Annotated in this window: 10 protein-coding genes and 1 pseudogene; 6 read left to right on the top strand and 5 right to left on the bottom strand. The window is 71.5% G+C overall.

All coding sequences use genetic code 11. The features are described 5' to 3' along the window. Positions 1-40: 40 nt before the first annotated feature. Genes ABGB17_RS20025 through ABGB17_RS20035 form a run of 3 tightly spaced genes read right to left on the bottom strand, consistent with a single transcriptional unit; the run spans position 41 to position 3,094 of the window. A complete protein-coding gene (locus ABGB17_RS20025; RefSeq protein WP_347631667.1) occupies positions 41-1,300 on the bottom strand; it encodes an MFS transporter in 1,260 nt (419 codons plus the stop codon). A gap of 56 nt (positions 1,301-1,356) precedes the next feature. Beyond that, on the bottom strand, positions 1,357-2,151 hold the full coding sequence (proC, locus tag ABGB17_RS20030; protein ID WP_347631669.1) for a pyrroline-5-carboxylate reductase: 795 nt from the start codon (positions 2,149-2,151) through the stop codon (positions 1,357-1,359). Between the two features lie 37 nt (positions 2,152-2,188). Beyond that, positions 2,189-3,094 carry a proline dehydrogenase family protein gene (locus tag ABGB17_RS20035; RefSeq protein WP_347631671.1) on the bottom strand — a complete coding sequence of 302 codons (906 nt, stop codon included), beginning with the start codon at positions 3,092-3,094 and terminating at the stop codon, positions 2,189-2,191. A 161-nt stretch (positions 3,095-3,255) separates the two neighbouring features. Between ABGB17_RS20035 and ABGB17_RS20040 the strand changes: the two genes are divergently transcribed. The 6 genes and pseudogenes from ABGB17_RS20040 (at position 3,256) to clpB (ending at position 10,683) form a co-directional block, all read left to right on the top strand. Beyond that, positions 3,256-3,702, top strand: coding sequence for a hypothetical protein (locus tag ABGB17_RS20040; protein WP_347631673.1), 447 nt, complete (start codon positions 3,256-3,258; stop codon positions 3,700-3,702). Positions 3,703-3,916: 214 nt separating this feature from the next. Next, positions 3,917-5,791 (top strand): molecular chaperone DnaK, encoded by a 1,875-nt coding sequence (gene dnaK / locus ABGB17_RS20045; protein WP_347631675.1) that lies wholly within the window; start codon positions 3,917-3,919, stop codon positions 5,789-5,791. Next, positions 5,788-6,432 carry a nucleotide exchange factor GrpE gene (gene grpE, locus ABGB17_RS20050; RefSeq protein WP_347631677.1) on the top strand — a complete coding sequence of 215 codons (645 nt, stop codon included), beginning with the start codon at positions 5,788-5,790 and terminating at the stop codon, positions 6,430-6,432. The genes dnaK and grpE overlap by 4 nt, the downstream gene beginning before the upstream one ends. 36 nt (positions 6,433-6,468) lie before the next feature. Beyond that, entirely contained in the window at positions 6,469-7,638 is a 1,170-nt protein-coding gene (gene dnaJ, locus ABGB17_RS20055) for a molecular chaperone DnaJ (RefSeq protein ID WP_347631679.1), read from the top strand. Positions 7,639-7,681: 43 nt separating this feature from the next. Continuing rightward, positions 7,682-7,954, top strand: a pseudogene (locus ABGB17_RS20060) (helix-turn-helix transcriptional regulator); the annotation flags it as partial. A 149-nt stretch (positions 7,955-8,103) separates the two neighbouring features. Further along, on the top strand, positions 8,104-10,683 hold the full coding sequence (gene clpB / locus ABGB17_RS20065; protein ID WP_347631681.1) for an ATP-dependent chaperone ClpB: 2,580 nt from the start codon (positions 8,104-8,106) through the stop codon (positions 10,681-10,683). Positions 10,684-10,747: 64 nt separating this feature from the next. On the opposite strand, the gene ABGB17_RS20070 is transcribed toward clpB, so the two are convergent. Together ABGB17_RS20070 and ABGB17_RS20075 are read right to left on the bottom strand one after the other, a co-directional pair. Then, on the bottom strand, positions 10,748-12,229 hold the full coding sequence (locus tag ABGB17_RS20070; protein WP_347631683.1) for an ATP-binding protein: 1,482 nt from the start codon (positions 12,227-12,229) through the stop codon (positions 10,748-10,750). A 128-nt stretch (positions 12,230-12,357) separates the two neighbouring features. Then, positions 12,358-13,713 carry an alpha/beta fold hydrolase gene (locus tag ABGB17_RS20075; RefSeq protein WP_347631685.1) on the bottom strand — a complete coding sequence of 452 codons (1,356 nt, stop codon included), beginning with the start codon at positions 13,711-13,713 and terminating at the stop codon, positions 12,358-12,360. Positions 13,714-13,726: the final 13 nt, after the last annotated feature.

Below are 13,726 nucleotides of genomic sequence, written 5' to 3' on the forward strand. Positions count from 1 at the left end.
CCCCCGCCCGGTGTGGCGCCCCGCACCCAGGGCCTCGGCGTCACGCGGCGGGTGTGACGGTTCCGCCGGGTCCGGCCACCCGGCGCAGGCGCCTGATGGAGGGGACGGCGAGCAGGCACACGCAACTGCTCACCGCCACCACCGTGGAGACGGCGAGGACCTCGCGAGGGCCGAGCAGCGCGGCGGCGGGGCCGGCGAGGGCCTGGCCGACGGGAATGGCCATGATCGAGCCGGCGACCTCGTAGGCGTGCACGCGGTTCAGCACCTCGGGGGGCACCTGGGTCTGCACGCTGGTCATCCACATGACGCCCCAGAACGCTGACCCGGCGCCCGCCACCGCGTGGCACGCCGCCATCACCGGCAGGGGCAGGCCGAGGGTGATGGACAGCGGCTGCAGCGCGAAGGCGAACATCGCGGTCGCCCCGGCGGCCAGGGGCCGTGACGGTTTCAGCCGCATCGCGACCAGGCCGCCGGCGATGGTGCCTGCCCCGAACGCCGAGGTCACGAAGCCGTACGCGGTGGCGCCGTGGGCCGCGCTGACGAGGGTCGCGCCGAGGGGCAGCACCGGCCCGAACACCGCGATGCCCATGGCCGACCAGACCAGGATGACCCCCCACATCCAGGTGCGGGACCGGAACTCCTGCCACCCTTCCCGCAGGTTGGCCCAGACGGTCGCCTCCCCGCCCACCTGGGGGATGTCGCGCAGCCTCAGCAACGCGAGGCACAGGGCGCTCACGCCGAACCCGGCCGCGTCCACGAGGAAGACCACGCCGACGTCCGCGAACGCGACGAGCGCCCCGGCGACGGACGGCCCGACCAGCAGCATCAGCGACTCCGACGTCCGCTGCGTCGCCACGGCGCGCTGCACGTCCGAGGTGATGCGCGGGATCAGGCTGGCGAGCCCCGGCTGGAACATCGCCGCCGCCGTGCCGTTGATCGCGGAGATCGCCATGAGCTGCCAGAGCTGCGGCGACCCGGTGAGGAACAGCGCCGCCGTCACCGACTGCGTCACCAAGCGCACCGCGTCGGCGCCCACCATCATGCGCCGGGGCGTGAACCGGTCCGCGAACACGCCGCCGAACAGCACCAGCAGCGCCATGGGCAGGGTGGACGACGCCAGTGTGTACCCGACGCCGCTGATGCCGTACCCGGCCTGCAACACGCCGAGCGACATCGCCACCGGCACCATCGCCGTCCCGAGTGTCGAGACCGATCTGGCGGTGAAGAACAGCCCGAAATCCCGCGTCCAAACGGCCCGAGGTGCGACCTCTTGAACGGCTTGCGTCACAAGCTCCCCCATGTCCCCCGTTTCACCAGGGAACATGATGCCTTTTGACTACAAACTTTCCTAATCGATTACCCGGCGGCGAGACGGTTGCTGCGGTCCCTCGCGGCCTCGATGGCGGCGAGGAAGGCGGCGCGCACGCTGTGGCGCTCCAGCTCCGCGATGGCCGCGATGGTGGTGCCGCCCGGGGAGGTGACGGCCTCGCGGAGGATCACCGGGTGCTCGCCGGAGTCGCGGAGCATGATGGCGGCGCCGACGATCGACTGGGTGACCATGTCCAGAGCGGCGGCCCTCGGCATGCCGAGCAGGATGCCGGCGTCCACCATGGCCTCGACCAGGTAGAAGAAGTACGCGGGGCCGCTGCCGGACAGGGCGGTGGCGGCGTCCTGCTGCGACTCGGGGATGCGGAGCACCTTGCCGACCGGCGCGAGCAGGTTCTCGGTCTGCTTGAGGTGGTCCTCGCCGGCGTGGGCGCCGGCGGAGATGACGCTCATGGCCTCGTCCACCAGCACGGGGGTGTTGGACATGACCCGCACCACGGGCACCTCGTCGCCGAGCCGCGACTCGACGAAGGCGGTCGTGATGCCGGCCGCCACCGACACCACCAGCCGGCCGGAGGGCACGTGGGGGGCGATCTCGGTGAGCAGGGCCGCCATGTCCTGCGGCTTCACCGCCAGGATGAGCGTGTCGGCGGTCCGCGCGGCCTCGGCGTTGGACACCATGCGCACGCCGTACCGCTCACCCAGCCACCGCACGCGTTCCTCGCGCCGCGCCGTCGCGACGATCTCGCCGGCCTCGACGCCCGCCCGCAGCAACCCCGACAGCAGGGCCTCGCCCATCTTGCCGGTCCCCAGAATCGCGATCATCACGGCACCTCGCCTAGCTCTCCGAATCCCTCGCAGCCTATCGGCTCCCCGCCCGCGTCCCCCGGGTGAACAGCGCGGACGGATGGTCGGCGAAACGGCGGGCGAGGTGGGGGTACCAGTCCTCGCCGTAGGGCACGTGGACGCGCACGCGGGCGGCGGGAGAGCGGTCGAGCGCGGGCGGCCGCACGCCGTAGGAGACCTGGAACTCGAAGCCGTCCGGCTCGCGCTCGTTGAGCACGGCGAGCGCGGAGGCGATCTCGACCAGGCGGCGGTCGTGCGTGGCCACCATGGGGGTGCCGGGCCCTTCCATGAGGACGCGCAGGCACCGCACGTACGACCGGTCCACCTCGTGGGGGACGGTGTACGCCGGCGCGCCCCACACGCCGGGGGCGCCCCGGACGAGGCGCACCCGGGCCGACGCCAGCGACCTGCAGATGTCCTCGGCGTCGTGCAGGGACGCCGGGACGACGACCCCGAGCGCCGGGTGCTCCGCGCGCAGGGCGTCGTGCACGCCGAGGACGGGTTCGGCGGTGGCCGGGTCGGCGTCCAGGGTGACGGTGGCCCCCACCTCGGCCGCGGCCTCGCAGACCCGGGCGGCGCCGCGCCTGGCGACCCCGAGGTCGAGCCCGAGGCCGAGCGCGGGCAGGCGCACGAGGACGTCGGCGCCCTTGGCGACGTCGCGCCCCGCGAGCGTGTCGACGAGGGTGAGCGTCGCCTTCACCGCGTCCTCGGCGTCCGCGGCGGTGCGCGCCGCCGGTGCGAGACGGTCCAGAGTGACCGGCAGCCCGTCCGACGCGAGCCCGGCCGCGGCGGAGGCGGCGTCCTCGGCCCCGGGCCCCGCGACGTACCGCCCCGCCAGTCCCCTGGCGGGCGGCGCCGATCTCACCACCCGCCCGACCCGGTCGCTGGTCGAGGCGGCCACCAGAACACGACGCAACACCATGGCACCTTCCCTGGACGGCTGAGGAGGAGAAGATCTCCCTCAGCCTACGGGTCCGGGCCCGCCGGTCCAGTGCGACGGCGCCGGGCCCATATCGGTACGGCGAGGATTCCGAACCCGCGGAAAGCGGCATACGTCAATAGGACATGCGAAGGGACAAGCGGATGATGACAGTGCTACTGGTGGCCGGTTCCCTGCTGCTGACCATGGGCTGCGGCAACGTGCCGGGCGACTCCGCGGCGGGCCCCCGCCCGGAGGACGACCAGCCCGTCTCCACGGACGTGGGCACGGGCACGCCGTCGCCCAACCCGGACGCCAGCCCGGTGCGGCCGGTGGGGAACACGATCAACCCGCGCCCGATCGCGTTCGAGAGGGCCGAGCCCTCGGCGGACGGCCGGTCGCTGAAGGTGTACTGGTGGTCCGGCGTCGAGCCGTGCCACGTGCTCGACCGGGTGGAGGTCAAGGAGGCCGCCGGCTCGGTGACCGTCACCCTGTTCGAGGGCCCGTCGGAGCCGGACGCCATCTGTGTGCAGATCGCCGTGCACAAGGTCACGACGGTCCAGCTCAAGGCGCCTCTGGACGCCCGGAGGATCGTCGACGGCGCGAAGTGACCGCTGGCGGCATCGACGCGGGCCCGCCCCGGGGCACCCTGGGCGGGCCCGCGTCGTTCTCCAGGACGAACCACGTCCTTCCAGAGGGTGAAAACGGGGAATAGCCGTGCCCCGCGCAGGGTTGAGCCGGTTAGACTCAAGCTGCTTGACAAACATGCAAGCCGACCACATGATTGAGTCACTCGGACTCAACTTTGACTACAAGGACGTACTCATGGCACGTGCGGTAGGTATCGACCTGGGGACGACCAACTCCGTCGTCTCGATTCTTGAGGGCGGTGAGCCCACGGTCATCGCCAACGCGCAGGGCTCGCGGACCACGCCGTCCGTGGTCGCCTTCGCCAAGAACGGCGAGGTCCTGGTCGGCGAGGTCGCCAAGCGCCAGGCCGTCACCAACGTCGACCGGACCATCCGCTCGGTCAAGCGGGAGATGGGCACCAACTGGACCGTCGAGATCGACGGCAAGAAGTTCTCTCCCCAGCAGATCAGCGCCTTCGTCCTGCAGAAGCTCAAGACGGACGCGGAGGCCTACCTCGGCGAGAAGATCGCCGACGCGGTGATCACCGTCCCGGCGTACTTCAACGACGCCCAGCGCCAGGCCACCAAGGAGGCCGGCCAGATCGCGGGCCTCAACGTCCTGCGCATCATCAACGAGCCCACCTCCGCCGCCCTGGCCTACGGCCTGGACAAGGAGAAGGACCAGACCATCCTCGTCTTCGACCTCGGCGGCGGCACCTTCGACGTCTCGCTGCTCGACGTCGGCCAGGAGGACGGCCACGGCTTCGTCGAGGTGAAGGCCACCAGCGGCGACAACCACCTCGGTGGCGACGACTGGGACCAGCGTGTCGTCGACGAGCTGGTCACCCGGTTCAAGAACGCGCACGGCGTCGACCTGTCCAAGGACAAGATGGCCCTGCAGCGGCTGCGTGAGGCCGCCGAGAAGGCCAAGATCGAGCTGTCCGCGCAGACCGAGACCTCGGTCAACCTGCCCTACATCACCGCCTCCGCCGAGGGCCCGCTCCACCTCGAGGAGAAGCTGACCCGCGCCGAGTTCCAGCGCATCACCTCCGACCTGCTCGAGCGCTGCAAGGGCCCGTTCCACCAGGTCATCAAGGACGCCGGCATCAAGGTCGCCGACATCGCCCACGTGGTGCTGGTCGGCGGGTCCACCCGCATGCCGGCCGTCAGCGAGCTGGTGAAGGAGCTGACCGGCGGCAAGGAGCCCAACAAGGGCGTCAACCCCGACGAGGTCGTGGCCATCGGCGCCGCGCTCCAGGCCGGCGTGCTGAAGGGCGAGGTCAAGGACGTCCTGCTGCTGGACGTCACCCCGCTGAGCCTCGGCATCGAGACCAAGGGCGGCATCTTCACCAAGATCATCGAGCGGAACACCACCATCCCGACCAAGCGGTCCGAGGTCTTCACCACCGCCGAGGACAACCAGCCGTCGGTGCAGATCCAGGTGTTCCAGGGCGAGCGTGAGATCGCGGCGTACAACAAGAAGCTCGCGACGTTCGAGCTGACCGGCATCGCCCCGGCCCCGCGCGGCATCCCGCAGATCGAGGTCACCTTCGACATCGACGCCAACGGCATCGTGAACGTCGGCGCGAAGGACCTCGGCACCGGCAAGGAGCAGTCGATGACCATCACCGGCGGCTCGGCGCTGCCGAAGGAGGACATCGAGCGCATGATGCGCGAGGCCGACTCCTACGCCGAAGAGGACAAGAAGCGCCGCGAGGAGGCCGAGACGCGCAACAACGCCGACTCGCTCGCGTACCAGACCGAGAAGTTCCTCGGCGAGAACGACGAGAAGATCCCGGCCGACGTCAAGACCGAGGTCCAGGACGCTCTGGCGGAGCTGAAGAAGACGCTGGAGGGCACCGACTCGGCCGCCATCCGCGCCGCCGCCGAGAAGCTCGCCACGGTCAGCCAGAAGATGGGCTCGGCGATCTACGCGCAGTCGCAGGCCACCGGTGACGGCACCCCGCAGGACGCGCCGCCCACCGGGGCCCAGGCCAAGGCCGACGACGACGTCGTCGACGCCGAGATCGTGGACGAGGACCAGCCGAAGCGGGAGGGCGGTGCCGCGTGACGTCCCCGAACTCTGGGAGCGAGCACGAGGGCCTGGTCATCCGCGACAACCGGCGCATCGACCCCAAGACCGGTGAGGTGCGTGAGGGGGCGGGCAAGGCGGCCGACCAGTCGCCGCCCGCCGCCCCGGCGGAGGAGGCCGTCCCGGACGACGGCCTGGCCTCCCAGCTCGCGGAGCGCACGGCCGACCTGCAGCGCCTGCAGGCCGAGTACGCCAACTACCGCAAGCGCGTGGAGCGGGACCGTGTCCTGGTCCGCGAGCAGGCGGTGGCCAACGTGCTCACCGAGATGCTGCCCGTGCTGGACGACATCGGCAGGGCGCGCGACCACGGGGAGCTCACCGGCGGTTTCGCCAAGGTGAGCGAGGCCCTGGAGAGCGCCGTCGGCAAGCTGGGGCTGGTCACCTTCGGCACCAAGGGCGACCCGTTCGACCCGACCGTGCACGAGGCCCTGCTGCACAGCTACTCGGCCGACGTCACCGAGCCGACCTGCGTGGAGATCCTCCAGCCCGGTTACCAGATCGGTGACCGCATCCTGCGCCCCGCGCGGGTCGCGGTCGCCGAGCCCGAGGAGCCGGCTCAGGCGGCCGACCGCTCCGCGTCCGACGCGGGCGACGCGGCGGCCGAGCCCGAGGACAATTGAGCGAAGCCCCCTTTGCGCACCGATGGGAAGCGATAGATGAGCACCAAGGACTACCTGGAAAAGGACTATTACGCGGTCCTTGGTGTGTCGAAGACCGCCACAGCCGACGAGATCAAGAAGGCCTACCGCAAGCTGGCGCGCAAGTACCACCCGGACGCCAACCAGGGCAGCACCGAGACCGAGGCGAAGTTCAAGCAGGTCTCCGAGGCCTACGATGTGCTGTCCGACGCCAAGCGGCGCAAGGAGTACGACGAGGCCCGGGCGCTGTTCGGGTCGGGCCTCGGCGGGTTCGCGGGTGCCGGTGCCCCCCGCGGCGGCGGGGGCGTGCCGTTCGACTTCGGTGACCTGTTCGGCGGCAGCCAGGGCACCGGGGAGCGCATCGGCGATCTGTTCGGCGGGCTGTTCAACCGCGGCGGGCGCACCACCGGCACCACCACCCGGCCACGCCGCGGGCAGGACATCGAGTCCGAGGTCACCCTGTCGTTCAGCGAGTCGGTCGAGGGCACCACGGTGTCGCTGCGGCTGACCAGCTCGTCCGCCTGCCCGGTCTGCGCGGGCACGGGCGCCAAGGCGGGCACCACCCCGCGGGTCTGCCCGACCTGCGAGGGCACCGGCGCGGCCAGCCGCAACCTCGGCAACTTCGCCTTCTCCGAGCCGTGCCGCGACTGCAAGGGCCGCGGGCTGCTCGTCGACGACCCCTGCCCGGTGTGCGAGGGCAGCGGCCGCGGCAAGAGCACCCGCACCCTGCAGGCCCGCATCCCGGCCGGGGTGGCGGACGGCCAGCGCATCCGGCTCAAGGCCAAGGGCGCGCCCGGCGAGAACGGCGGGCCGGCCGGCGACCTTTACGTCCAGATCCACGTCAAACCCCACCCGGTCTTCGGCCGTTCGGGCGACAACCTCACCGTCACCGTCCCGGTGACGTTCACCGAGGCCGCCCTCGGCTCCGAGATCAAGGTGCCCACCCTGCACGGCATGCCGGTCACCTTGCGCCTGCCGGAGAGCACCCCGAACGGCCGCACCTTCCGGGTGCGCGGCCGGGGTGTCACCCGCAAGGACGGCACCAAGGGTGATCTGCTGGTCACCGTCGAGGTCTCCGTCCCGCAGCACCTCGACGACAAGGCGAAGTCCGCGCTCGAGGAGTTCCGCGCCGTGTCCGACGGCGAGGACGTGCGGGCCGAGCTGCTGAAACAGGCCGGAAGCGAGTAAGCCGAAGGGAGGCGCGACGCCGGTGGACGCCAGGTATTTCGATCTGTCCGACGACACACCCGTGTACGTCATCTCGGTGGCCGCTCAGCTCTCCGGTCTCCACCCACAGACCCTCCGGCAGTACGACCGTCTCGGCCTGGTCAGTCCGGGCCGGACGGCCGGCCGGGGCAGGCTTTATTCGACCCGTGACATCGTCCTTCTCCGCGAGGTCCAGCGCCTCTCCCAGGAGGAGGGCATCAACCTGGCCGGCATCAAGCGCATCCTCGCCCTGGAGACCGAGAACCTCCGCATGCGCGAGGAGCTCGCCCGCCTCAAGGGCGAGATGGCGATGATCCGCGCGCTGATCCAGTACCAACTGCCGCCGGCCTGACTTTCCGCCGCCCACCGGCGGCTTCTCACATAGCACCCGGCGGGCGCCCGTGAACGGCCCGGGCGTCCCGTCCTCGCGAGGAAGGCAAGGTCGACGTGGACTACAAGCTGACGCGCAAGAGCCAGGACGCGCTCTCCGCCGCCATCCGGCGCGCCGCCACCGAGGGCAACCCCGAGGTCGCGCCGGCCCACCTGTTCACCAGCCTGCTCGCGCAGAACGACGGCACCGCCGTCCACCTGCTTGAGGCGGTCGGCGCCGACTGGAAGAAGCTGCGCTCCGAGGCCGAGGCGCAGCTCGAATCGCTGCCGAAGGCGCAGGGCGCCACGGTGAGCGCGCCGAGCACGTCCCGGCAGTTGCTCGTGGTGCTGAACACCGCGGCGGCCAGGGCCAAGCAGCTTGAGGACGAGTACGTCTCCACCGAGCACCTGCTGGTCGGGCTCGCCGCGGACGGCGGCCCCGTCGCGCAGTTGCTCAGGGGCCAGGGCGCCACGCCGAACGCCCTGCTCGAGGCGTTCGACAAGGTCCGCGGGCACGCCCGGGTGACCAGCGAGAGCCCCGAGGACACCTACCGTGCGCTGGAGAAGTACGGCGTCGACCTCACCGAGCGCGCCAAGTCCGGCAAGCTGGACCCGGTGATCGGCCGGGACAACGAGATCCGCCGCGTGGTGCAGGTGCTCAGCCGCCGCACCAAGAACAACCCCGTGCTCATCGGTGAGCCGGGTGTCGGCAAGACCGCCGTGGTCGAGGGCCTGGCGCAGCGCATCGTCGCGGGCGACGTGCCCGAGAGCCTGCGCGGCAAGCGGCTGGTCGCGCTGGACCTCGGCGCCATGGTGGCCGGCGCGAAGTACCGCGGCGAGTTCGAGGAGCGGCTCAAGGCCGTGCTCACCGAGATCACCGAAAGCGACGGCCAGGTCGTCACGTTCATCGACGAGCTGCACACCGTGGTCGGCGCCGGCGCCGCCGAGGGCGCCATGGACGCCGGCAACATGCTCAAGCCCATGCTGGCCCGCGGCGAGCTGCGCATGATCGGCGCCACCACCCTGGACGAGTACCGCGAGCGCATCGAGAAGGACCCGGCGCTGGAGCGGCGCTTCCAGCAGGTCTTCGTCGGCGAGCCCAGCGTCGCCGACACCATCGCGATCCTGCGCGGCCTCAAGGGCCGGTACGAGGCCCACCACAAGGTGCAGATCTCCGACGGCGCCCTGGTCGCGGCGGCCTCGCTGTCCGACCGGTACATCACGGCGCGGTTCCTGCCGGACAAGGCCATCGACCTGGTGGACGAAGCCGCGAGCCGCCTGCGCATGGAGATCGACTCCCGTCCCGTCGAGATCGACGAGCTCCAGCGCGCCGTGGACCGGCTGAAGATGGAGGAGCTGGCCCTCGCCAAGGAGACCGACGAGGCGAGCGTGCAGCGGCTGGAGCGGCTGCGCAAGGAGCTCGCCGACCGGCAGGAGGAGCTGGACGCGCTGGTCGTGCGGTGGCAGAAGGAGAAGTCCTCGCTGAACCGCGTCGGCGAGCTGAAGAAGCAGCTCGACGACACCCGCTCCGCCGCCGAGCGCGCCCAGCGCGACGGCGACTTCGAGGCCGCGTCCCGGCTGATGTACGGCGACGTGCCGCGCCTGGAGAAGGAGCTGGAGGAGGCCAACGCGCAGGCCCAGCCCGAGGACGCCATGGTCAAGGAGGAGGTCGGCGCGGACGACATCGCGCAGGTCATCTCGTCGTGGACCGGCATCCCCGCGGGCCGCCTGCTGGAGGGCGAGACCGCCAAGCTGCTGCGCATGGAGGACGAGCTCGGCCGCCGCCTCATCGGCCAGCGCCAGGCCGTGCAGGCCGTCTCGGACGCCGTGCGCCGGGCCCGCGCCGGCATCGCCGACCCCGACCGCCCCACCGGCTCGTTCCTGTTCCTCGGCCCCACCGGCGTCGGCAAGACCGAGCTGGGCAAGGCCCTCGCCGAGTTCCTGTTCGACGACGAGCGCGCCATGACCCGCATCGACATGAGCGAGTACGGCGAGAAGCACAGCGTCGCCCGCCTCGTCGGCGCCCCTCCCGGCTACATCGGCTACGAGGAGGGCGGCCAGCTCACCGAGGCCGTCCGCCGCCGCCCGTACACCGTCGTCCTGCTGGACGAGATCGAGAAGGCCCACCCCGAGGTCTTCGACATCCTGCTGCAGGTGCTCGACGACGGCCGCCTCACCGACGGCCAGGGCCGCACGGTCGACTTCCGCAACACCATCCTGATCCTGACCTCCAACATCGGCTCCCAGTACCTGGTGGACCCGTCCCTGGACTTCATGGCCAAACGCGACAAGGTGATGGCCACCGTCCGCACCTCGTTCAAGCCCGAGTTCCTCAACCGCCTCGACGACGTGATCCTCTTCGACGCCCTCGGCTCCGAGGAGCTCACCCAGATCGTCGACCTCCAGGTCTCCCGCCTGGCGACCCGCCTGGCCGACCGCCGCCTCACCCTGACCGTCACCACCGCCGCCCGCGACTGGCTGGCCCTGACCGGCTACGACCCCCTGTACGGCGCCCGCCCGCTGCGCCGCCTCGTGCAGTCCGCCATCGGCGACAAACTCGCCAAGAGCCTCCTCTCCGGCGAGATCCACGACGGCGACAAGGTCATGGTGGACCTCGACGAAGCCGGCGACACCCTCACCGTCTCCACCGGCGCCTGACCCCCACGATCCGCCCTGTCCCTTCGGCCAGGGCGGGTTCCGGGCGTCCGGCGCGGCGGCCCGGTCAGCTCGTGCCGGCCGCCGCGGTGGTCATGCCGGCCGTGGAGGACGCGGGGACGCGGACCCGTACCGTCGTGCCCTCGCCGGGGGCGCTGTCGACCTCCATCGTGCCGCCGAGCTCGGTGACGCGTTCGCGCATCAGGCGCAGGCCGAGCCCGTGGCGTTCCCTGGCACGCCGGGGGTCGAAACCGCGGCCGTGGTCGCGGACCACCACCTCCACCTGGCCGTCGACGGCGGTGACGCGCAGTTCGACGGTCTCGGCGCCGCTGTGCTTGACGGCGTTGCCGAGTGCCTCCTGGGCGACGCGCAGCACGGTGTGCTCGGCCCTCGGGTCCAGGGTCACCGGGTCCAGGCCGGTCGTGATGGTGATGCCCAGGCGCGCCTGGTAGGCCTGGCACACCTCGCGCAGTGCGGCGGCCAGGCCGGCCTCCTCCAGCTCGGTGGGACGCAGCTCCATGAGCATCATGCGCATCTCTCTCATCGTGCGGCGGACGGTCTGCTCGACCGACGCGGCCTGGTCATGAGTGCTCGACCCCTCGGGGAGGGTGCGACGGAGGTTGTCGGCGACCAGGCTGACGGAGAACAGGTGCTGGGAGATCGAGTCGTGCAGCTCACGGGCGATCCTGGTGCGCTCGGCCGACCGTGCCTGCGCCCCGGCCGTCTCCCGCTCGGCCCGCGCGGCCGCCTCCACCTGTTCGGTCATCAGGTTGAACGCGTCCTCCAGCCGGCCCACCTCGTCGGTGCCGGACACCGGGACCCGCGCGCCGAGATCGCCCTGCGCCATCGTGTCCGCCGCCGTGGCCAGCCGCCGGATCCGCGAGATGAGCCGCCGGGTGCTCAGCAGCCCGAACGCGACGCACACCGGCACGAGCAGGGCCAGCGCCAGCCCGGCGGTCCCCAGCCACCCCGAGTCGTTGGGCTCCCACCCCGATGTGATGAGCGGCGCGGACGGCACATAGCCCTCCGGCTCCTGCATCGACACGTACACCACGCCGATCACCCGCATCGGGTCGATGACCCGTACCGGACTGGTGACCCACACCATCGGCTGTCCCGGTTTGGTGCTCACTCCGCTGCCCGAGAAGTTGTCCGCCTCGATGCCCGGGGGGGTGGAGCCGACCGGGTAGACGGGCGGCACCGACGCCTGGACCAGCCGCCCGTCCAGCCCCGCCACCGCCACCACGATGGTCGGCCCGATGGGGTCAGTGGTGCGGTCGATCCGCCTCGACCAGCGGTGCAGCGCCTTGACGAGCGCGGCCTTGTCGGACAGCTTCGGGTCGCGGGCGACGATGTCGCCGGCCACCAGGCCCAGCGCGACGGCATTACCGGACGCGAGGATGTGCGCCTGTTCCTCCAGCGGCCTGCCGGTGTGCTTGCCGTACTCGATCTTGATCCAGGGGGACAGCCCGCGCGGGACGATGAACCACGCGATCACCGCGGCGAGCAGTGCGGCCACGGCCGAGATCAGCACCAGCGACACGGCCATGCGAAACCACAGACCATAACGGGAGAACGCTCCGCGTCTCCTCTTGGAAGGGACCCGCCCCTTCACGCGTGTGACATCACGCTTCACGCTGCCAAGCTAACGTTTCTGACCGACATCACGGCCGATGGTCATGATGTTGCGACCGCAATGATGATATCGGTCACGGGCTGGAGCGTCGTGGGCACGGCGGGCTTCACGGTGAGACGCCACGGCCCCGGCCGCGGTAGGACCAGCGCCGTGCGGTAGCGGCCCTCACCGAGGTTGCGCATGACGGGGGTGGCGACCTCCGCGCCGGTCTCGTCGTGCTCGGCGGTGACGTCGAGGGGCAGGCGCTCAGAGCCGGTGGTCACGGTGATCTCGGCCGGCTCACCCACCGGCGCGAGCTCCGGGACGTCCAGCGAGAGCACGTCCTCGACGGTCGCCTGGTACTTGCGCACCGGGGTGGCGGTGAGGATGGCGTGCAGGGCGTGCAGCAGCGGCTTCGCGCCGGCCAGGGCGGCGTGGCGGTCGCCGGAGAAACGCACCTGGCCGTCGTCGGCGAACTCGGGAGGCACGCAGGCGAAGCGGGGCACCGTGCCGTCGCCGTGCGGGTCCTCCCCGTTCCACGTGGAGAGAGCGGCCACGCCGGCGGCGTCGTGCCGGATGCTGAGGGTGGTCGGCTGGCGGTGGCCGCCGAAGGTCCACAGCCCGTACGGGGCGGGCGTGCCGTCGGCGACGGCGTCACGGATCTCCTGGTGGAAGGCCGCGCCGTGCTTGACGGCCTCGGTCGGGAGGTCGGGCAGGCCGGTGTCGGTCAGCCGGTACATGCGCCCGTCCCCGCGGTCCACGCAGCGGTACGTCGGGAGCAGCTCGTGCGCCGACGCGAAGGTGGCGACCACGTCACGCAGCTCGTCCAGCACTTTCCCGAACCGTCCCAGCCGGGACCGGATGCCCGGCGCCAGCCCGAGGCTCAGCGCCGCCGCGGCCTTGGCGGCCCCCTGGTGCGGGGTGCCGATCGTGACGAGGCCGCGCGCGATCTCACGGCCGCCGAGCACCTCCAGGTAGTACCGCGCGATCAGCCCGCCCATCGAGTGGCACACGAACACCGCCTTGGCGTCCGGCACCGTCTCCCGCCACCGCAGGAGCTCCCTCTCGACGACGTCCCCCAGGCGGCACGCGTTGACCCGGCACGACAGGCGCCAGTCGTACGGGAACGCCACGAGGTTCCCCCGGCTCACGTCGAAGACCTTCTCCAGGTGATCGAGCAGCCCGCCGTACCCGTCGATGCCCCACAACCCCGGGACGACGTGCAGTCCCCCGATGAGCCGGGTCGCGGTGACCTCCCCCGGGCCGTCCAGGCGCAGCGCGTCCACCAGGCGCCCCGGCGGCAGCACGTGACGCATCGCGGCCAGCGAGTGGTTCCAGACCTCCCGGCCGTCGCGCTCCAGCACGCTGCCGAGGATGCCGGGGATCACCACCACCAGATCGTCCATGCGCTCCGCCATGCCGTCTCCCATT

Source organism: Sphaerisporangium sp. B11E5, assembly GCF_039871875.1.
Taxonomy (GTDB): domain Bacteria; phylum Actinomycetota; class Actinomycetes; order Streptosporangiales; family Streptosporangiaceae; genus Sphaerisporangium.